The organism is Paenibacillus sp. A3M_27_13 (assembly GCF_024213315.1).
In the GTDB taxonomy this organism is placed as follows: Bacteria; Bacillota; Bacilli; order Paenibacillales; family Paenibacillaceae; genus Paenibacillus; species Paenibacillus polymyxa_B.
On record NZ_JANAVE010000010.1, the window covers coordinates 151,458 to 172,774 of the forward strand.

The following is a 21,317-nucleotide window of genomic DNA, read 5'->3' on the forward strand; positions in this document are numbered from 1 at the left end:
GATTTTAAGCAGCATTCTCGCTGGAACAGCAAAAGGTTAACGGATAGCAAGCATACGATTCAATGCTAGTACAGCATCCTGTCTGATCTGAGCATCCACACGAATCACACCCACAGGCTCACCCCGATCAAACTGCTCCATTGCCCACAGCAAATGGGGAAGATCGATCCGGTTCATGGTCAGACAGGGACACATATCGGGATTGAGCGATTCAATCTGCTGTTCAGGGTACTGCTGTTTGATTCGTTGCACGAGATTCATTTCTGTGCCAACAGCCCATTGGGTTCCCGGCTCTGCCGCGCGAATGGTATCGATGATGAATTTTGTGGAGCCCGCGCAATCTGCGAGCTGTACGACCTCATAAGAGCATTCGGGGTGCACGATGACCCGGATGTTCTTATCACGCTCGCGGACATTGCGAATGTGATCTACCGTGAATTTTTCATGAACAGAGCAATGTCCTTTCCATAAAATAATTTTTACGGTTGCCGGGTCCTGTTCAGTCTCCAGCTGATCGGTCATGGGATTCCACACGGCCATTTCATTTAGCGGAATTCCAAGATCGTAAGCTGTATTGCGGCCCAAATGCTGATCCGGCAAAAACAAAATACGTTCCTTTTGCTTCAGCGCCCATTCCAGCACTTGTTTGGCATTCGAAGAGGTCACGGTAGCCCCGCCATGTCGCCCTACAAAGGCTTTGATCTCTGCTGTGGAATTTACATACGTTAACGGTATGATCGTATCTCCTACCCATTCCTGTAAATGCTTCCATGCTCGTTCTGTCTGCTCCACATTCGCCATATCTGCCATCGAGCAGCCTGCACGCATATCCGGCAGGACAACAGTCTGTCGATCAGTAGTCAGCATATCCGCTGTCTCGGCCATAAAATGTACCCCACAAAATACAATAAACTCCGCTTCCTGATTTTGTGCAGCCATTTGAGCAAGCTGTAGAGAATCTCCTGTTATATCAGCAAACTGAATAACCTCGTCCTTCTGATAGTGATGGCCCGGTATAAGCAGCTTGGGTCCCCATTTTTGTTTCAACTCGGCCACTCGCTGCTCCATGTCAGCAACCGTCAGTGTCTTATAATGCTCTGGTATAAGCCCTCTATTTCCTTGTAAAATGTCAAGCATAGACATTAGAATCCCTCCATATCGATGCGGCTGATCGTTTCCGCTCTCACGAACAGATAACCGCTTTGTGTACATAACTGTTTACAAGTGTCTTGACACTTATATTTACACATGACTACAATAATCTCAAGAGTTTTTGAATGGAATTATTTTTAAGCAGGGAGGAATTACTGTGATTTATCTGGACTATGCCGCTTCCACACCTATGTGTGACGAAGCTTTAAATATGTATAACGTATTAAATAAGGAAATGTTCGGAAATGCCAGCAGCCTCCATGATGCGGGCGGTCAAGCAGCCTACACGCTGGATTACAGCAGGCAACGAATAGCAAATATGATTGGCGGGCAAAAGGAAGGCATCTATTTTACAACCGGGGGAACAGAATCCAATATGTTGATTGTGCAATCAATCCTGAACGGGTTGCCGCCGCATAAAAAGCATTGGATCATGAGCGCTTTGGAACATCACTCGATGTACAACCTTGCTACTTTGCTGGAACGTCAGGGCTATGAACTGACCATTGTGCAACCGGATCGGGAAGGACGAATGACTCGCGAAGCTCTTTTACCTCACCTGAGAGAAAACACCGGACTTGTATCTGTACAACACGCCAATTCGGAAACGGGACTGGTTCAGGACCTTGCTGCCATATCTCCCCTGCTACACGAACGGGGTATTTTGCTGCACAGTGATGCGGTACAGACATTTGGGAATATTCTCTTAGATGTAGAAGCCATGGGAGTAGATGCACTCTCTGTATCGAGCCATAAAGTGTATGGCCCCAAAGGTGTCGGTGCTGCATATCTCAAACCCGGAACCCCGTGGCGTCCCGTGTACCCTGATACGCTACATGAAAACGGATTTCGTCCTGGAACGGTTAATGTTCCCGGGATTGCAGCCTTTGTCGCGGCGGCAGAAATGATGACCGAACAGATGGAGTCGCATCAGGAGCGATATGCTACCCTGAGAAGACACTTTATTAGGAAAATTCAGGAAAGATCCATTCCGTTACGTTGGGTCGTACAGGAAAGCGAGAATAAAGCAGTGCTTCATCATATAGTTGGATGTTTTTTTCACGGTTACGAGGGACAATATGTTATGCTGGAATGTAATCGCAGAGGTGTCTGTATATCAACCGGAAGCGCATGTGCCGCCGGACACCACGATCCTTCGCCTGCCTTACAAGCGCTTGGAGCATCCGACCGTGAAGCATTACAATTTATCCGTATTTCTTTCGGAAGGGCAACCACCATCGAGGAATTGAATGTACTGGTAGATATTTTGACAGACCTGACGCATCGACAAGAAAGGAGCTTATCCCGTTGACTGAATCTTTAAAGCGGTCAGGTACGGATCGCCGCGAGCAGCTGCTGTTGTGGCTGAAGAGCGAATCACCGCTGACCGGGAGCGAACTGGCACGCAGATCCTCCGTTTCCAGACAAGTAATTGTACAGGATATTTCCCTGTTAAAAGCAAGCCAAGAGCCTATCCTTGCAACGAGTCAAGGATACATTTATATGGAGCCTGCGGGTCAGACAGCCCCCTTAGCCTCACGTATTATTGTGTGTAAACATCGACCTGAACAGACAGAAGAGGAACTAAAGCTGATTGTGGACTACGGTGTAAGTGTGCAGGATGTTATTGTTGAGCATCCGGTATACGGGGATCTAACTGCTCCGATACGGGTTGGAACTCGCAAGGAAGTGGACGATTTTATCCGTAAAATCAGTTCCACCCAGGCCACTTATTTGTCCCAGCTGACGGGAGGCATCCACCTGCATACCTTGAATGCCTCGGATGAAGATAAAATTAACGATGCCTGCGCTGCACTGGAGCAAGCAGGCTTCCTGATGACGGACTAACTTAGTGCGCTATAGCGGAGTAAAGAAAATCCTGTCCAGTATGTGGAGTGCAACTGTGCTCCACATGGACGGTATGTAAGTAGCGAGAAATAAAAAAATCCCGGCCCCCTCATATAAGGGAATCGGGAATGAACTATGTGAGCTTAATTTCAAGCAACTCATATTTGATTACAGCCATGGGTGCATCCACATGAATGATACTGCCCACTTCTTTCCCCAAAAGTGCCTTGCCTAAAGGACTCTCATAGGAAATTTTGTTATCCAGAACATCCGCCTCAGCAGGACTTACAATTTTGTATTCCATCTTCTCCGAAAATTCGATGTCATTCAGAATGACAGTCGATCCGATACTAACGGTTCTAAGGTCTAAATTACTCTCGTCCACGACCCGGGCTTTGGTCAGCATCTTCTCCAATATGAGAATGCGGGTTTCCATAAATGCTTGGTCGTCCTTGGCTGAGTGATACTCACTATTTTCCTTCAAATCACCGTAGCTGATAGCCAACTTAAGCCGTTCGGCTAGCTCCTTACGTTTTACGGTCTTCAGTTCCTTAAGCTCATCCTCTAGCTTGGCCAATCCCTCTTTAGTTAACAATACTTCTTCATTCGACATATTTTATCTACAACTCCTATTTCAGCATTTGCTTAATTCCAATTCAACGCTCAAAAATACAATAAACGAACTAAACCGTTTCGGTCTAAACATTGCTGATTGGAAACGCTCTTGGGATGTATGCAAATTGCTCATTTGGCTTGCTTTATTGTAGTTTACTCTAAATCGGACCAACATGCGAAATAAATTACTGATAATAGTAGCCAACTACCTTCAGCCAGGGTGATTCTTATAGTAACCAATGCTCTCTTATTCGCATATCGTATGATCATAACGTATATTGATGAGCACATGCAGTGCCGCTGTCCTTGTCCCGAATTTTGTGAAAACCAGGCAGGAGCAGTATATGGCGGGAGGAAGATTCAATGGCTTCCTTAGGAAAGAATGGTAATGGGAATGGGAATCGTAAATCCAAATCCCCCCCCAACGGTCAAAAGAAAAATGGATTAAACAGTAATTCGGCTATCTTTTCTGCTCTTCAAGGGAAAAATGTGGAGGTCTTAGTGGCAGCCCTCCTACTAACGGGAAAACTAAACGTCGATTCCGTGACTTTATACAGACAAGCAACATTATTTTTAGGCCTCACTGGAAAATACAAAACATTAGCATCTACTCCTTCCAATGTCGATAATATGGTAAAATTTTTAAATGATAATGGAAATATGACACTTGATCAAGTAATACAGGCCTTTTCACAGAAAGTAAACAATTAACAAGTGGCGAAAGGAGATACTTGTGGTGAGTGAGTTTGATGGAGAATATTTTGCAGAGGTTGTCATTATTGTGATACTAGTTGCCTTGTTCTTCTATGGCTCCTCAGATATAGAGGGACTGTCTGCTCAACCAACACAATCCTAAAATGATAGTACCCGCTGCGGGTACTTTTTTCATGCTTCTCTCTTATATAAATACAGCTCGACAGAACACCATAGTGGCAGACATATCGTAAAAATAAAATAGAGCATCTATAGACTCTCACGAGGTCAATAGATGCTCTTACTTTTTAACGGACCATCCTTTCTACTTAATGGCCCTTTACTTCTACACTTATCGTTTGACTAGAAACTTCTCCTGAAGCATTGACTAACTCGGCCCGATACTCGTATGTACCCGGCTTTTGATTTTGGATGTTGGTGACTGCACTTTGGGCCTGCGGGCTTTGGCTTGGAAGATCCTGGGCGTCGATCAGTTCTCCATTTTCATATAAGTTGTATTTTGTCGCATTCGTGCCCCACCACATGTTCATTGTAAGGGTGTAGGTGCCGTCACCGTCCCAATTGTCATGAGACAGCACTGGAATACCAGGCGAAGCATCGGTCACTTCAACAGTTAACGGGTCGCTGGTCGTTTTACCAGAAGCGTTGATCAGTTCTACAGTATACGTGTAGGTACCATTGGTCTTGCCTGTAACAGGAATGACTGCATGCTGTGCTCCAGGGGAAGCAGCTTGCAATGATTCGGTGCCAATCAGCTTGTCGTTTTCATACAACTTGAGTTCATCACCATTCGTACCCCACCACAGATTCATGGTGATGTTGTAGTTGCCATCCTTCAGTCCAGTGTCCTGCCCGTTATCATGCGACAGCACAGGTTTTCCCGGCACTTCACCTACAGCAGTCTTTTTGACTCTAACGGCTACAGGATTGGATACCACTGTTTGACCGTCCAAGGTGACGCTGGCTGTAATCTCCGCGCTCCCCTCTTTTAGGGCCTTAAGTTCTCCATAAGTATCCAGTGAAACGGATTCATGACTGCTGATATACTGAACAGAAGCGCGGCTTAAATCAGCTTCGCTGCCATCTGTCAGCGTACCCTTGAGATGTGTCGCTGCCGTATCCCCAATGTTGAGGGTCGTTTGATCCAGTGAAAGCTCTACTTCCTGCAATGCTGCGCCTGTCTGAGCTGAAAAATCATCCAGTCCACGCGGTTTTAACTGATAATTCCCTTTGAAAATCGCCGAAATTCCCTTCAGCTTCACTTGCTGTCCTTCTTGATATGGAAAAGATGTCCGTGTTAAGCCTGTACGTGCATCGACGCGCACATGGTGACTTCCTTCACCAGATACTGCATCAAATTCAAACGAACCTACGGGAGTCGCGTCTATCACATTACGAATCATTGCCGTAGGAAGCTCAACTAACTGTCCTTGGTTCGCATCACTGAGTTCGGTGACTTGTACAGCTTCCGGCGTTTGTCCTTCTCCCGTTTTTTCAATTGCCACTGGATCGGTTAACTCTAGCTCACTATTATACAGTGCCAAGCTTGCTGTAAGCTTTACTCGATCACCTTGGTGAAAGCCGCTTTGGTTCTGATATACATAAATCCCACCACTTTCATCCTGCATGTAAAAGGCTTGACCGCCGAATGCACCTGGTTCTGTCGTCACAACACCCTCTAAGGTCACGACTTTGCCAGCCGGGAGACTCCGTGCTTCTGCGACACTGATACGAGCTGGAACCGTATTGCCTTCCTCAGGCAACGGCTGGGCCGGGACATCAGCCAGCACGACGGATTGGGTCAGCAGATTGCTGCCGTTTTGCCTCAGTCTAAGATTAGCTGAACCACTGGTTCCCGGCTTGATCCGCACCGTCAAGTCCTTATAGGCATGCCCTTTGCCGTTGGACTCCAAACTAAATGTTCCGCTATAGCCGTAAGAGGTTGGCCAGCTTCCATCCGGATTTTGAATCTGGGCTACTTGATTGCCGCCCGCTACATAAATACCTGTGCTAAATCCGCTAATCGTGCTGTTAGGAGCCAGTTGGTCGGCAGTAACTCGAATTTGAAAAGGCTGTGCATTGGGCAGCTGCTCTTGACGAACGATGCTGTACACTGGTTGCACACTGGCTGTAGATCCGCCATAGGACCCTGCCTTGAATGTTCGCTGATCCCACCATTTGTAGCCGGCTGCGGGAGCGGACCAAGGCTCGGCTTGTGGTTCCGTGGAAGTCTGTGGCTCTTCAAAAGGCAGTAATGCCGTCGGCTGGTCCAGCTGTAAGCTTTTCACTTCCGTCAGGCTGGTATACTCCTCCTTGTTGGACAACCAGTCTACGATATTGACCAGTAACACGGCGTCATCCTGCTCCTTAAAGCCGTCATACGTTGTCTTCTTGGTTCCTGTCTCTTCGCGCAAATATTTTGGCGTTGCATCTTCAACAGGAGACGAGTCCCCAATGAAAGCAGCTTTGCCTAGTCCTACTTTCGATACAGCTGCATAAGGTCCTTCTGGAATGCCGCCTCCGTTATAAACGCCCTGATCTACCGCGTTGCCCCAAGCCTGATTGGTTTTAGGGAGATATACGATTCCCTTGGCTTTCGCCGGGTCGATAATCGCGAGTGTTGATCCTGCATGCATTGCCACATTACTCACTCCAGCTGTAATGCCGAACGCCTGCGCTGGCTCGACAATCTGATTAGCCGTGATATCGCCTAATGCATTGTAGCGAAAGCGCACACCAAACTGGCTGCCCAGCCAATCTGAGCTGACTACGCCCTGCATCGCTGCTGAGCTTTTTTCTTCTGCACTCATTCCCTTCGCAGGGTCTTCCCATGCACCACGACGGTAGCCATTAATGCTCTCCGATCCGTCCCAGCGATTCTTGTTGCGGTCCGCGTTATAATGATCTCCAATGAAAAAAATACTATTGCCTGCTTTTACATACTGCTCCATTGCAGCCTGTTCGCTCTGTTTAAAAGGAATATTTGGCTCTGCCGTAACAAATACATCATAATTCTTTAGATCATTGTAAGTAATAGGCGTAGATTGGCGAAGCTCGTGTACATCATAGCCATTGCTCGCGAGGGCTTGGCCGAAGTCTGAAAATCCACCATCAATCACCCAATCTGCTGCGCCAGCTGTCTGTCCATGTGTATTATCAAACAGCACTTTTCTACCAGCGTTCTCATTGACCACTTTCGCAGCAATGAAGGGGGCTGGGTCCGCCGGACCTTCTGCCCGTACCGGTTGTATGCTGCCCGCAACACCAGCGTACAACGATAAAGTGAAAACCATAGCAGTTGCGTATTTGAAGCTACGGGATGTAAAGCGACGAAAGATTCCCATTATTCTCCTCCTGTTTGTTGGTTTAAAGCCCCTCTGGGGGGCATCAGATACAAATTTTAGCATTCATTTATGTTCGAATATGCATTGTTTTGTAAATCTTTAGGAATAATGAATAGGAAGTAAATTCCAATAAAAGAGATACACCGTATGCAGCAATGTGAGTACCGCAAATAGGATTTTCCCAGCAGCCCGGGGTCTCCTTTCCCCTGTAATCAGCTTTGCGCCATTCACGATCAATACCCATACGGCAATGAGAGCTGAAATGAGCGGTAACGTGCAAATTCCCCAGATATACCAGGCGGAATAGCCATACACGATCTGATTGTTACCATAGATGACCTGCACCCCGAGAAAAATCGAATTTAGTGACGCAATGAATGCAAGGTTGGACGAAATGTGATTATTCGTTTTACGGATATCTCTGATCACATATCTTACAATCCAAATCAGCAAGGTTGTGATGAAAAATAAGGAGGCGGCAGCGTAGCTGACAAGCAGAGTCCAGGTACGGTGCCAAAGTGTCGTCTGCTTCATGGTCTTACTGTCTGGGGCAACCATCATCCAAGTACCGTTTTCCTGATACAGCAAAATTTTAAGCTGGCCCCCCTTTTCCACAAACAATCCATCACCTGCTGCTTGAAACACTTTGTCTGTTGCTTCATTCTCATTTGGGTGTTTTCCTTTAACAATTAACGTATGATCATCTTGAATTCGCACGGTGTATGTAATGCTTCCCAGTATCCGAATCCATTTTCCCCAACCATGAACAGGATTAGAATCCACCTGATATACGCCCTCGATCTCTGGCGAAAGTTTCACTTGTGTGGAAGAGCGAGCTAGTGACTGCGAAACGGCCTGCGGCTCTGAGGGCAGCATTTGGGCTATCGCATGGATGACTTTTCCATGTAGCAGGGTGTCCGTGTCAGCTGAATTAATGATCACAAAAATACCAATCTTTTGGGACGGAATCAATACCATCTCAGAAATAAAATCATCAATTTCCCCGGTAGCCCACAGCATAGGTACTCCCGTCTCCAAATGACCACGAAAAAATCCGTAGCCCACGCCATCCAGGCGTGCATCGACTGCAAATTGCTGCGCATGCATCACTTTTACCGTATGTGGCTGAAGCACCACTTTGCCCTCATACTTGCCTTGGTTTAAATGAGTGATCAGATAATGGGAAAACTCGTTGGGTGTGACGTTCAACGCTCCTGCTCCCGGCAGATTGATATACGACAAAGGCTGTTTCAAATACGCTCCGTCCTTCCACTGATACGACTGGGCCAGTGCAGGATGATTTAACGGCAATTCCAGTGTCGCGCTGGGCATATTCATCGGCTGGAACAGATGTGTACGGAGGTAATCATTCAGTCCCTGACCGCTTACTTGCTCCACGATATTACCGATCAGACCGTAGGCGACATTGCTGTAATCATACTGAATTCCAGGTTTGCGGATGGGAGGCTGATTTTGAAAATACGTGCTGAGATACTGCTCTGTGGGCAAAACGCCTGCCCGAGTCGAGCTGTTAATGTCGTACAGCGCTTCATCTAATCCCGAGGTATGTGTCAAAAGCTGATGCAAATTGAAAGGCTGATTTTGGTATTGCGTAGCTTTATAGCTGTGGAGATAGCTGTTCACGTCTTCATTCAAATCAAGCTTATTTTGCTCAACCAGCTGCATCGTGGCGCTTGCACTAAATGATTTGGTTAGAGATCCGACACGAACAATGGTCTTTGCTGGATCGAATACCACTTTCCGCTCCATATCTGCATATCCATAGCCTTTACTAAAAAGGATTTGGTTTTCCTGGGTCACGACGACTGCAGCCCCCGGAATATGCAATTTTTCCAATTCTGTACTCATAATATTGTCCACTGTTTTTTCCAATGAATCAGGTGTTATGCTGTCTGTTGCCCATGCCGAAGCAATGAGCAGGTTCGAGAGAAACAACGCTGCTAAAAAAGCGGATAGGTAGCAAATGCCTTTATTCTTCATATTGAAGTACCATCCTTACGTATGAAGTTGATTTAATGATTTGAACCGTGCGGTGATTGCATAGCGAGCAGATATTTATACTCCATATGGAAGCCATCAGCATGGCGCTATGGAATCATCGCACTTCCCATCGCGGGAGTGCACATAATAAAGCGAATCCTGATCGAGTCGCGTAAGCAGAAGGCTTCTTACCTGTCGATCAGGATTCATGTGTTACAGATTAAAAATTAGTGATTCAGTTCGTTACATCATCGACCGTAGATTTTCAAGATTTATGATGTGCCAAGTCTTGTGTCATGTCTTTGTCCGTGTTCCGAGTTATCTTTTGTATGGTGGCACGGATACTTTTTACATTTTCCTCGATAAATCCGGGTTCCAGCAGTTCATAATGATTGCCAATCAAGCTATGCTCTTCATAGCTACCTTGTGTAGCGTCTTTCCATAAAAGTCGATTATCTCCTGTACCCTTGACCGTTTCCGATCCAACGGCGACAAAGCCGTGAATATTCGCCTGAACGCTCTCTGTATTCACAAGCTGGTTGCCATATACCGCGTAAGCGATCATTTTACGTTGGTACGTTTCATTCAACAGCTCACGGTAGGAGTAGGGAACTTGTTCCAGCATGTCATGAATTTCATGCTCTGTTTCTTCAACTGTGAAGGGCAGGGCTTCCGCCCTTTTGACCGAATCGAGCATAAAAATATCGGATACAGTATGACCTTGACGTTCCAGTGTGTCAGCAACCTTATGCGCCAGATTACCACCTATGGAATAACCAAGCAGCACATACGGACCTTGCGCTTGCGTGCTGACGATCAAATCAACGTAACGTGCCAGCATGGCCTGCTCATCCGCAGCATCATCTACGAACTCCAACCCATACACGACTGCGTCCTGATCCAGTTGTTTCGCAAGCTCCGCGAACGACAGCCCGTATCCAAGCATAGGAGGAAAGCAGAAGATGGAGATCGGACCGTGTTCATTCAACCGAATGATTGGACTATCGGCCTTGTATTCCAGATCGGCTTTCAATAATGTGAGCGCCTGCGCTTCTATAGTCGGGAAGTCCAGAACACTACGGATGGGAAGCTCAATATCTGTAGCAAGGTGAACTTTGCGTATAAGCTCCAGTACTTTTAAGGAATGTCCACCTAACGTGAAAAAGTCATCGTGGATACCCACTTGTGGAATTTCAAGTACTTCCTGCCAAATGGCTGCCAGCAACTGTTCCACATCAGTTCGCGGTGCGACATATTCTATACCCGTGTGCAGCCCTTTGTCCGGCACAGGTAAAGCTTTGCGGTCGATTTTGCCGTTTGTCGTCAGCGGAAACCGATCCAGCTGTACAAATGCGGATGGAATCATATAGCTCGGCAGACTGGCCGACATCGCAACTCGAATCTCACGGATGGTCAGCTGTTCATCGGCGGTGAAGTAAGCACATAATTGCTGCTGACCCGCTCCATCCCGCAAAGCAATAACAACGCTATCCCGCACGGACGGTACACTTGCCAGCCGCGCCTCCACCTCGCCCAGCTCAATCCGGTAACCGCGAATTTTAACCTGTTGATCAATCCGTCCAGCGTATTCCAGTATGCCGTCTTCACGCCAGCGAACAAGGTCTCCCGTACAGTACAGGCGATCTCCGTCCACCCACGGGTTAGCTAGAAATCTCTCAGCTGTCAGCTCAGGACGGTTCAGATAACCACGTGCAACTCCGTCTCCGCCGACAACCAGCTCACCCCAAGCTCCGACCGGCTGCAGGTTAAATGACGAATCCACAACATACGCCGTCGAATTGCGGATGGGGCGTCCGATCGGCACAGAATCCAGCTGTTCTTCCGTAATGTGATACGTCGTCGAAAAGGTTGTATTTTCCGTTGGCCCATAGCCGTTAATGATGTTGATGTCCGGATTATCGCGCAGGACCCGGTTAATATGGGGTGCAGACAAAACATCACCACCAACCAGCAAATACTTCACATCGCCGAAAAGTTTACTATCCTGCTGTGAAAGCTGATTAAATAACGGAGTGGTCAGCCACATCATGGTGACGCGATGATCCCGTATCGTCTCTTTAAGCTTGGCCGCGTCCAATAGATCATCCTTATGCACAAGAACAAGCTGACCGCCGTTCAGCAGCGCGCCCCAAATTTCAAACGTAGATACATCAAATACAAACGCGCAAGTCTGCAGCATTCGGGTCGATTCATCAAATGGCACATAATCCGTATTGCGGACAAGGCGCACGACACTTTGATGCTCAACAACGACACCCTTAGGCTTACCTGTTGAACCTGAGGTATAAATGACATAAGCAGCATGATTACCCGCTCCATCTATACCCAGATTGGAAGCATCTGCACTGTAGGACGTATCCTCATTCAGATTGACAATCTGTCCGTCAAAATAGCAACGATCCAGTAAATCCTGCTGGGCCAGCAGCAGCTTGGCTCCAGAGTCCTCCAGCATATAACGGATACGGTCCTCCGGATATTGAGAGTCTACCGGCACATACGCGCCACCAGCCTTCAAAATAGCGAGTGTTCCCGTAATCATATCCAGTGAGCGCTCCGTCAAAATGCCCACAGGTTCATCGGATTTCACCCCTGCATCACGCAGCGTATGCGCTAAACGGTTGGCTATCTCATTGAGTTCCCGATAGGTCAATGATTGATGACCCAAAGCTACGGCAATATGATCCGGCGTGCGCTCTGCCTGCTCCTCAAACAGTTTTTGGATCGAGTGATTGCTTGGATATGCAGAGGCAGTGTCATTAAACTCTCCTGTAATTTGTTGTTTTTCCGCCGCTGTAACCAGTTCCAGCTCTTCTACGCAAACATTCGGGTTAAGCAAAACTTGCTCCAACAGGTTCACAAAATGTCCATGCAGACGCTCAATGCCTGTTTGATCATAACTTAACGCGTTATACATAAAACGAATCTTGATGCATTCTCCCGGCATAACGACTAAGCTCAGATCATAGTTAGTCTGCTCTGCAGCCACCACATTGGAAATCGAGAATGTATCCTGCCCGTCACTTCCCAGTTCCTCGACCTGCTCATCTACTGGATAATTTTCAAACACCATAATATGGTTAATTAAATCCTGTTTCTGGTCGGTCAATGCCTGAATCTCAAACAGTGGATACGTATCATATGCATGAGAAGCCAGCGCCTGCTCCTGCGTTTTCTTCATAACTTCTGCAAAAGATTCCCCTGCCTCACTAAGAATGCGAACGGGAATGGTATTAATGAACAAGCCGATAATATCCTCTACCCCGATAATATCTGATGGACGGCCTGAGACGACACTGCCAAATACGACATCACTGTGGTTGTTATATTTTTGCAGCACAATCCCCCATGCGGTTTGTAATAACGTATTCATGGTCACTTGATATCGCTTAGCCGTCTCCTCCACCCGGAGGGTCAACTCACGTTCCAAAACCGTCACCCAATCACTAGCCGTGTTGCCTTCACTCTTGCGACCGGATTTTACAGCTGGTAACGCTGTTTGCTGCTCATATCCGGATAAATAGCTGCTCCAGTAGTCGGTTGCCGCCTTGCGATCCTGTGCTTCCAGCCATTCAATAAAGCGGCTGTACGGCACTGCCGGTGCCAGTTCTGGTACTCTGCCCTCCTGAAGTGCTGCATAGCTTTCAAACACTTCTTTGTTTATAAGGGACAGACACCAGCCGTCCATGACGATATGATGAAAGCTCCATACAAAATGATAGCTGTCTTCTCCGGTACGTAAAATCGCTACACGCAGCAGGACATCCCGACGCAGATCAAAGCCCCGTGCTTTATCTTGTAGCTTGAAATTTTTCACCCAGGTATCTTTTGCATCCTCATCTAGATGGTGTAAATCTTCATATTGAAAGCCGCAATCCCGATTTCGATACACCACCTGCAACGGTTCCGTATCTCTGCCAAAATAAAAATGTGTACGCAGCGCCTCATGTCGCCGAACCAGAATATTCAGGCTTTCTGCAAAAGCCCGAATGTCCATCTGACCTCGCATATCATAAGAAACCTGCTCAAAATACGCGTCATTCGCAGCTGCTTGACTATCTAGCTGGCTGTGAAACAGCATCCCTTTCTGCATCGGGGTCAGTGCATATACATTGTCGATCTCACCCGCAGCACCCATTTCAGATAAGAGACTGTCCAAGCCCTCCACACTCATTCCTTTATAGGAAATATCACTTGGGGTAAGCTCCGGGTGTTCTTTATGGATGCAATGCGTCAAAATTTCACGCAGGCTCGATTCTAGAAATTTCGCCAATCGCTCGATCGTCTCCGCTCTATAGCTCGTACGGCTATAGCTAATCGTCAGACCCAGTTGGCCTCCCGAAATGATGCCGCCAAAATCCAGTGTATACGTTCGAGCCATGGTCGGGCTCAGCGGCATCCCACCCTCATATGAGGATGATTGCAAGTCGTTCCCTTTCATATCTTGATCGAACTGTCCCAAATAGTTAAAGCTGATTTCGGGATCTGTCGTAAATATGGCTGGAGATGCCTCCGGTGCCTGTGTCTGACGGTCGGATAAATATTTCAGTACACCGTAGCCAATCCCTTTTTGCGGGATGCCGCGCAGTCCTTCCTTCACACCCTTGATCCGTTGCGAAAGTGCCAGTTCTTCCGGCATATCGAGCAAAACAGGATATTGGCTTGTAAACCACCCTATCGTTCGGGTAATGTCCACCTCTGGTAAAATGGCTTCACGTCCATGTCCCTCCAGATTAATCAGGAAACGCTCATGTCCGCTCCATGCTTGCAATGCCATTCCTACCGCCGTCAACAACAGGTCATTAATTTCTGTACGGTAGGCACGATTGGCCTGCTTGAGCAGCTGCTCTGTCTCAGCATGTGTCCACAAAGCAGTAACCGACTCACTATCGCCAATCAATGGCTTTTCGTGCTCGTTATGCCCGTAATCCTGCGGCAAAGGAGCCAGTTCCGCTTGTGCAAGTTCCCCCCAATACGCTCGCTCACGTTCCATAGCTGGACTGTTGGCATAAGCGTGCAGCTGCTCGGCCCACGTTTGGAACGAATCTGTTTTATGAGGCAGCTGAATCACCTGTTCACTCTTGGAGGCTTGATCATAGGCAGTCGCCAAATCCTCGAATAAAATGCGCCAGGATACCCCGTCCACCGCCAAATGATGAATCACGACCAGCAGATGATCTCCATCCGGGCAACGGAACAGCCCCAGTCTCATCAGCGGACCTTCGCTTAGGGAAATACCAGATTGAATTTCATTACATTTCGCTTCAATTATCTTCGCCAAATCTTGCTTGTTTACATCGCTGTCATTATAGTCAAAGCATTCCAGATGGTACGGTTCGCCTTCCTCTACACTGCGGTTCCATGCTGTACATCCGTTCTCCGACAAACTAAAAACCATACGCAATGCATCATGGTGCGAAGTAATCTGATGGAGCGCCCGCCGTAGTGCCTGTTCGTCATAGCCTTCCTGACGATAGAGCATGACAGATTGGTTAAAATAGTGTGGTTCTTCCGTTGGTTGTTCAAAAAACCAGCGCTGAATCGGTGTAAGCACTACATTTCCTATAACCTCGCCCTGCTCGGCTATTCGGTTAACAGGCTGAATATATGTGCTTAGTCCCGCAATTGTCGGGTATTTGAACAAGTCCTTCATTTCCAGCTTGTATCCAGCCTGAAACAAGCGAGACGATACTTGGATGGCCTTGATGGAGTCACCACCCAAATGGAAAAAGTTATCCTGTATTCCGACTTTCGGGATACCAAGAATGGCTCCCCAAGCCGTAGCCAGTGCCTGTTGGACATCCGTCTCAGGTGCCATATAATCCATACCTGTATCGAGATTGTGCTCAGGTGCGGGCAGTGCCCTGCGGTCTACTTTGCCATTCAGCGTCAAAGGCAGTCTGGAGAGCTGCACAAAGTAAGACGGCACCATATAGCCAGGCAGATCCTGCGACAAAATGTTACGTAAGTCGCTGGCGCTCAATTCACTGTCTGTTGCAAAATAGGCACACAGCTGTTTTTGTCCGTGATCATCCTGCCGCACGGTAACAACCGATTCCTTCACACCTGGAATCGTGGACAAACGGGTTTCAATTTCACCCAGTTCAATGCGGTAGCCGCGAATTTTGACCTGTTCATCCATTCTTCCCTTGTACTCCAGTACACCATCAGCACGCCAACGCACTAAGTCCCCTGTACGATAGCAATATTCTCCAGACCGGAATGGACTTTCAATAAATTTTTCCGCCGTAAGCTCGGGCCGATTCAGATATCCTCGCCCAACGCCGTCGCCACCGACGATCAGCTCTCCCCAGGCTCCGATAGGTTGCAGCTTCAACGAACGATTGACCACATAAGCGGTCGAGTGATCAATTGGACGTCCAATGGGAATAGCCTGGGTTTGCGGTTCTGTAATGTCATAGATGGTGGAAAAGGTGGTGTTCTCCGTCGGCCCATAAATATTGGCCAGGCGAAGCTGCGGGTACTCCTTCAACACACGATTGACGTGTGGTACAGACAATACATCACCACCCACGAGCAACTCCTTCAAGGACGCAAACACTCCGATTTCTTGCTGCGAATACTGATTGAATAAAGCCGTGGTCATGAACATCGTGTTAACACCATACTTGTCAATCGCCTGCTTGAGCTTGGAGGCATCCAGAATAGTGTCATGGCTTACCACATACAGTTGTCCCCCGTTCAGCAGCGTTCCCCAGATTTCAAATGTGGAGGCATCGAACACAACTGCGCCCAATTGCAGCATACGTGTATTTTCATCAAGCATGGCATAGCTTTTGTTTTTCACTAGGCGCACGACATTACGGTGCTCAATCATCACGCCCTTCGGCTTGCCTGTCGTACCAGAGGTGTAGATCACGTACGCAAGATCGGAGGAAGATCCCCCTGTTGTAATCGCAATTGTTCCATCCGTCTGAGCGTCACATTCAGATTTGCTATTGCATCGCTGTTCATCACTCAAATCGATGATCGGAATGCCGGGTTCAAAAGGAATCTGCTCACGTCGCTGTAACAGTAACAGCCCAGCACTGGAATCCTCCAGTAAATAACGGATACGCTCCTCAGGATAATCAGGATCAATGGGAACGTAAGCCCCTCCGACCTTCAAAATCGCCAGCATACCGACGACCATTTCAATGGAGCGTTCAGCCATAATCCCTACTCGCTGTGTCTCTGGCTCGGACCCGCGCCGTATCCCATGGGAAGCGAGTATGCGTGCCAGACGGTCGGCACGTTCATTCAGCTCGCGGTAGGTAAGCTGCATGTCCGCAAAGGTGATGGCCAGCCGATCTGGTGATTGCGCTACCTGTTCCTCGAACAGCACATGCAGTGCTTGATCTCGTGGATACGGATAGTCTGCTACCGTATCATTGAATCTCTGCACAAGCAGCTCTTTTTCTTGGGCCGAAACCATTTCTATAGCCGAAAGAGCGATATCCGGCTGTTTTATAACCGCATTGATAAGCTGCTGCAAATGTTCAGTCAGTCGTTCGATGGTTTCCCGTTTGTACAGCCGAGTTCCGTATTGAAGAGCACAGGAAATTTGTTCTCCATCCTCCACTGCGAACAGACTCAAATCAAATTTGGCCGCCGTTTGTTCACTTGGATAAGATGCCAATTGCAGCCCCGCCAGCTGCTGCTCTTTTTGCTCTATGTTTTGTAGTGCAAACATGGTATCAAATATCGGATTACGGCTTAAATCTCGATCCACGCCCAGCTTCTCCACCAGCTCTTCAAACGGATAATCCTGATGTTCAAAAGCCTTTAACGCGTTTTCCTTGACCTCCAACACATAATCGCGGAACGTTTTCCCGCCTTCTGGATAATTACGGATTGCCAGTGTATTCACGAACATCCCGATCAGACTGCCAAGATCTGCATGGGGCCGCCCTGCAATTGGCGAACCGACAATAATATCTTCCTGCCCGCTATAGTGGCTAAGCAAAGCCGAATAGGCAGCCAACAGCACCATATATAATGTCGATTCCGTCTGCACCGCAATGCTTTTTAAGCCTTCGCTTTGTCGTTGGTCAAGCGTAAATTCCAGCACATCTCCTTCAAAGCTTCTCACCGCTGGGCGTGAATAATCAGTCGGTAGATCAAGCACAGGTAGCTCTCCTGCGAAGGTATTGAGCCAGTAGTTTTCCTGTTCCCGGTAGCGTTCACTTTGCTGCTGCTTCTGTTGCCAAGCGGCGTAGTCTTTATACTGAATGCGCAGCGATGGCAGCGTGTCGCCTGCATATAAATGAATGAAGTCCTGAATCAGTACATTTATAGAGGTACCGTCCGAAATGATATGATGCATATCTATGAGCAAAATATGATGCTCTGGGTCTGTTTCAATCAAGCCAACTCGGAATAACGGAGCTTGCCCCAGATCGAACGGCTGAACAAAGTTATGTACCAGCTCATCCGTTTCCTTTGGGGCAGCTCCGTGAGCATAGGTCAATTCCATGCGAAAAGGAACCTCGTCATGTACTCGCTGGACAGGTTCACCGTTCATGGTCTCAAAACTTGTGCGCAATGTTTCATGGCGTTCAATAAGCTGACGGAACGCGTTATCCAGTGCCTTGTGATCAAGTGAACCGGTCAGAGTCAGGGCACCAGGTATGTTATAGCTAATTCCCGCTCCATCAAGCTGATTGAGGATATACATCCGTTTTTGAGCCGAAGAGACCGCATAAAATGGCTTATTCTCCGTAACAGGGATGGATTCATAGGTGGTTTGCTCCAGTGCTTCAATAACCTGCGCCAGCTGTTCAATTGTCGGATGCTGGAACAAATCCTTTAGCTGCACATTTTTATGCAATTCCTTATAGATGAGTGATATGACATGTGTCGCCCGCAGGGAATGTCCTCCTGCCTCAAAAAAGTTATCCTTAATCCCAATGCGCTCAAGCTCCAGCACATCTTTCCAGATGCTAGCCAGTTGTGCTTGTAATTGATTTTGAGGAGGTACATATTCTGCGCCTGAGCTTACACCTCCCTCTGGCTGTGGCAACGCTCGGCGATCCACCTTGCCGTTGGGCGTCAGTGGCAATTGCTCCAGCTGTACAAAATACGACGGTACCATGTAGCCCGGCAGCTCCTGACTCAAAGCACTACGCAGCTCACTTGTCGCTACTTCCGCATGGGTGACCACATATGCGCAGAGCAGCTTTTGCCCCTGCTCATCTTCATGTGCAATTACAACAGCTTCTCGGACTGCCTCCAGCTTCAACAGCTGTGCTTCCACCTCGCCCAGCTCAATCCGGTAGCCTCGAATTTTCACCTGTGCGTCGATTCGTCCCTTATATTCCAGCGTCCCGTCCGCATTCCAACGCACCAGGTCCCCTGTTCGATAGCAGCGTTCGCCGCCACGAAACGGACTGTCAATGAACTTTTCGGTCGTCAGTTCTGGGCGGTTGCGGTATCCGCGAGCCACCCCGTCACCGCCGACGATCAGTTCTCCCCACGCTCCAACAGGCTGGAGCTGCATCGAACGGTTCACGACATATGCCGTCGAGTTATGGATCGGGCTACCAATGGGCACAGATGCCGATTGAACGCCGGTAATGGCATGTGTGGTGGAAAAGGTCGTATTTTCCGTCGGACCGTAGCCGTTAATGATATGTAGATTCGGATGGGCCTCCAATACCCGGTTAATATGCGGTACGGACAGCACATCACCACCAACCAATAGCTCCCGCATCCCCTCAAATAGTTCCAAGTCCTGCTGGGATAGCTGATTAAAGAGTGGTGCGGTCAGCCACATCGTGGTAATGCCGTGATTGCGAACAACTTCCTTGAGCTTGGGCGCGTCCAAAATAACATCCTGACTCACCAGCACCAGCTGTCCACCGTTCAATAACGCACCCCAAATTTCGAAGGTGGACGCGTCAAAGACAACAGACCCGGTCTGCAAAATGCGCGTGTCGGCATTCAAGCGTGCATAATTTGTGTTTGTCACCAAACGCACGACATTACGGTGCTCCACCATAACCCCTTTGGGCTGGCCTGTAGTCCCTGAGGTGTACATAATATAGGCCAAACGACCAGCTGCGCTCGCCTTCGGTTGTTCTCCAGCTGCATAAACCTGCTGTATTTGTTCTGCTTGTTCTGATTGCGTAGCTTTTGGTTGCATGGTTTCTGGTTGTATGGTTGTCATAGAAGCAAGTTCGGGACTGGCGAAAATGGAGTAGAACGGATCTAGGCAGTCCACGTATCCCGGATCAGTATTCGTCCCGTGATCATTCGGCAAAATTGGATCGTAACGATCAGCATCATCCGTTCCATAAATTGCAGCATCGCTAAGGTCAAGCACCATTCCCTTAAAATCAGTGGGCCGATGTTCCATTCGCTGCACGAGCAGTATGTCCGCACCGGAATCCTGCAGCAAATAGCGTATACGCTCATCCGGGTAATCAGAATCAATGGGTACATACGCTCCACCTGCTTTGAGAATTCCGAGCATACCGACAATCATCTCAATCGAGCGTTCAGCTACAATGCCGACCGTCTGCTCAGTGCGGATTCCCTGCTTACGTAAAGAATGAGCCAGTCGGTTGGCCTTTTCATTCAATTCTGCATAGGTTAGGCTATCTTGCCCACACACTACCGCCACCTGCTGTGGTGCCTGCTTCGCCTGTTTCACGAACAATTCATGAATAGACGCATGACGTGGATAATCAACAGTTGTATCGTTGAAGGTATGGACCAGCTGCTCTACTTCTTGCTCTGACAGTACTTGTGCTGTGGAAATCGCCAACTCTGGCTGCTGCAAAACAATAGTGTACAGCCGCAGAAGCTGCTCAACAAAGTGCTCAATCGTCGTCTCGCTATAACGGTCGCTACTATACTTTACGTTCAGGGAGACCGCTTCATGTTCCCATTGAAACTGGAAATCCAGTTCAGATTGTACGTGATTTAAAAAATCAGAAATATGAATATTTTGCAAGGATACTGTGGTGTGAATAAGAGGCTTTTCATCCTCATTACGTTGAATGTCAAGTAATTCAGAATAGTTCCAAAAAGGAATGTTTTGATGTTCAATAGCTTCGCCGACAGAGGTTTTGATTTGAGACAGCAAAGCTTTGAAGGTTGTGCTGGAATCCAGCGTATTTTTCAATAAAAGCAGATGGTTGATCGGCTTTGTAGCACCGTTGCCAGACTTGGCTACCGGAATGCCCAGCAGCACACGTTCCTCACCTGTGTATTTATGCAATAAGCTCTCTACTCCAGCAAGCAGGACCATAAACACGGCCCATGGAGCGCCACCTGTTATAGATGATATTCTTTGGGAAATTTCAGTTGGAAATGTGAGTGTGTACGTATGGGAATTTAAACTCGTTACAGTTGTACTTCTGGACACATGGTTGGTGTATGGTAGGCAGATGATATGATCCTCAGATTCCAGTTTATGACTCCAGTAATTTTTTTCCTTCTCAAATAAGGCTTTCAATGACATCCCTCCTGCTTCTCGGGGCCTGTTCCCCCGTTGGATGGTGCGTTGTTACGTACATGAGCGTTGTGTCAGAAAAAGAATACTTTGCAGGCAAGGGCAGTCGGACAAGCCGCCGCCCTCTGCACATGCAAAGTGAAATCACTGCATCTTAGAAAACTGAT

At 47.9% G+C, this 21,317-nt stretch carries 8 protein-coding genes; 3 read left to right on the plus strand and 5 right to left on the minus strand.

Annotation, left to right across the window (positions count from 1 at the left end; translation table 11 throughout):
* Window positions 1-36: 36 nt before the first annotated feature.
* Complete coding sequence (gene nadA, locus NLX82_RS24550) at window positions 37-1,143, minus strand: quinolinate synthase NadA (RefSeq protein ID WP_028541388.1); 1,107 nt, start codon at window positions 1,141-1,143, stop codon at window positions 37-39.
* A gap of 166 nt (window positions 1,144-1,309) precedes the next feature.
* Here nadA and NLX82_RS24555 point away from each other — a divergent pair, with 166 nt between their 5' ends.
* Window positions 1,310-2,464, plus strand: a complete 1,155-nt coding sequence (locus NLX82_RS24555) for an IscS subfamily cysteine desulfurase (protein ID WP_028541389.1) — start codon at window positions 1,310-1,312, stop codon at window positions 2,462-2,464.
* Complete coding sequence (locus tag NLX82_RS24560; protein WP_028541390.1) at window positions 2,461-3,000, plus strand: transcription repressor NadR; 540 nt, start codon at window positions 2,461-2,463, stop codon at window positions 2,998-3,000. Before NLX82_RS24555 ends, NLX82_RS24560 begins: the two co-directional genes overlap by 4 nt.
* Before the next feature lie 133 nt (window positions 3,001-3,133).
* Here the strand turns inward: NLX82_RS24560 and greA are convergent, their stop codons facing one another.
* On the minus strand, window positions 3,134-3,613 hold the full coding sequence (gene greA, locus NLX82_RS24565) for a transcription elongation factor GreA (protein ID WP_013310174.1): 480 nt from the start codon (window positions 3,611-3,613) through the stop codon (window positions 3,134-3,136).
* A gap of 365 nt (window positions 3,614-3,978) precedes the next feature.
* Here greA and NLX82_RS24570 point away from each other — a divergent pair, with 365 nt between their 5' ends.
* On the plus strand, window positions 3,979-4,326 hold the full coding sequence (locus tag NLX82_RS24570) for a hypothetical protein (protein ID WP_023988452.1): 348 nt from the start codon (window positions 3,979-3,981) through the stop codon (window positions 4,324-4,326).
* Between the two features lie 311 nt (window positions 4,327-4,637).
* Here the strand turns inward: NLX82_RS24570 and NLX82_RS24575 are convergent, their stop codons facing one another.
* The 3 genes from NLX82_RS24575 to NLX82_RS24585 form a co-directional block, all read right to left on the minus strand.
* Window positions 4,638-7,673: a chitinase N-terminal domain-containing protein gene (locus NLX82_RS24575; protein WP_075154151.1), complete on the minus strand. Its 3,036-nt coding sequence runs from the start codon at window positions 7,671-7,673 to the stop codon at window positions 4,638-4,640.
* A gap of 99 nt (window positions 7,674-7,772) precedes the next feature.
* Window positions 7,773-9,674 carry a serine hydrolase domain-containing protein gene (locus tag NLX82_RS24580; protein ID WP_028541392.1) on the minus strand — a complete coding sequence of 634 codons (1,902 nt, stop codon included), beginning with the start codon at window positions 9,672-9,674 and terminating at the stop codon, window positions 7,773-7,775.
* 265 nt (window positions 9,675-9,939) lie between these two features.
* Window positions 9,940-21,153, minus strand: a complete 11,214-nt coding sequence (locus tag NLX82_RS24585; RefSeq protein ID WP_254349202.1) for a non-ribosomal peptide synthetase — start codon at window positions 21,151-21,153, stop codon at window positions 9,940-9,942.
* Window positions 21,154-21,317: the final 164 nt, after the last annotated feature.

Excerpts from the sequence above, each read along its gene's own strand:
- nadA (WP_028541388.1), bottom strand. The coding sequence starts at position 1,143 with ATGTCTATGCTTGACATTTTACAAGGAAATAGAGGGCTTATACCAGAG.
- greA (WP_013310174.1), bottom strand. The coding sequence starts at position 3,613 with ATGTCGAATGAAGAAGTATTGTTAACTAAAGAGGGATTGGCCAAGCTA.
- NLX82_RS24570 (WP_023988452.1), top strand. The coding sequence starts at position 3,979 with ATGGCTTCCTTAGGAAAGAATGGTAATGGGAATGGGAATCGTAAATCC.
- NLX82_RS24575 (WP_075154151.1), bottom strand. The coding sequence starts at position 7,673 with ATGGGAATCTTTCGTCGCTTTACATCCCGTAGCTTCAAATACGCAACT.
- NLX82_RS24580 (WP_028541392.1), bottom strand. The coding sequence starts at position 9,674 with ATGAAGAATAAAGGCATTTGCTACCTATCCGCTTTTTTAGCAGCGTTG.